This is a genomic window from Arhodomonas sp. KWT, assembly GCF_010993615.1.
Map to the genome: position 1 here is coordinate 1 of NZ_WNXE01000020.1, position 1116 is coordinate 1116.

The 1116-nt window shown below is 66.6% G+C and carries 1 protein-coding gene and 1 pseudogene; one reads left to right on the plus strand and one right to left on the minus strand.

The features are described from left to right. A pseudogene (locus tag G7A99_RS05895) lies at positions 1-615 on the minus strand (hypothetical protein); the annotation flags it as partial. A gap of 236 nt (positions 616-851) precedes the next feature. Here G7A99_RS05895 and G7A99_RS05900 point away from each other — a divergent pair. Then, on the plus strand, positions 852-1116 hold a 265-nt coding region (locus tag G7A99_RS05900; protein WP_163139189.1), incomplete at its 3' end, for a rhomboid family intramembrane serine protease.

The following is a 1116-nucleotide window of genomic DNA, read 5'->3' on the forward strand; positions in this document are numbered from 1 at the left end:
CAGCGAGCACGGGCGATCGAGGCTGGTGGCGCGAAAGATCGCGAGCTCGATAGCCTCCTTGAGACGACGGCGGTTCCAGAGACCGGTGAGATCGTCGTGATAGACGAGGTGCTCGAGCCGCGACTCCATGACCCGCAGCTCCGAGACCTCGGACTCCAGTGCCCGTTCGCGCAGGCGCAACGCACGGTGTTCGGCCTGGGTCCAGAGCAGCAGCGAGAAACGGTGGGCCATGCCCTCCTGCGCCTCACCGGTGGTGAGCACGTCGAGAAGCCCCCGCTCCCGGGCAGCCGCCAGATCGCCGGGACGCACGCCGGCGCGGGAGCGGCGCAGCAGGACCAGGCCGACCCCCGCCTCCTGCGCCAGCGCCAGCAGATCCCGGCCTGGACGGCTGTCCGCCTCGCCCAGCAGTGTCTCGCCCACGACGGCGAGGAGCATGTTGCTACGGGGATCATTGATGCATGCCCGCAGATGCTCACGCACGCCCTCCAGACTGTGGACCACGCCACGGACGCTGAGACCGGCGGTCTGGAGGTTGCTGGATGTCGCCATGGCCACGGCGGGCTCGCCGTCGGCGATCAGAATCGAGCCCTCTCCGCCGTGCTCAACAGCAGCCATGAATTAGTGCCCCTTGGTTTCTTTTTTCAGGGCAGGATCACCCCGTTGGGGCCGTTAGTGGTCGGGGCCCCGTTTCGAGCGCATTCACGCTTTGTCCCCCAAGCAGCTGTTACTAAAGCATATCGGATGCGCTTTCACAAATGACGCCGTTATCGGCGACCCGCCACCGCCTTCGGAATCACGGGCGCCGCCCCCATACTGAACGCATCGTCCGCCAAGGAACCGGGATGCCCTCAATGACTGTGACCCTGCTGATCATCGGCGTGACCGTCGCCGTCTCCCTCGCCGCCTGGCAGCGCCCCACGCTGTTCGACGCGCTGATCTACTGGCCTCCGGGCGTGGCGCGGGGCGAGTGGTGGCGGCTGCTCACCCACGGCTTCATTCACGCCGACGGCGCTCACCTGCTGTTCAACATGGTGACGTTCTACTTTTTCGGCCGGGTCATGGAGCAGGTGCTGGTGCCCTACATCGGCGCGCCGGGCTACGCGCTGTTCTACCTCG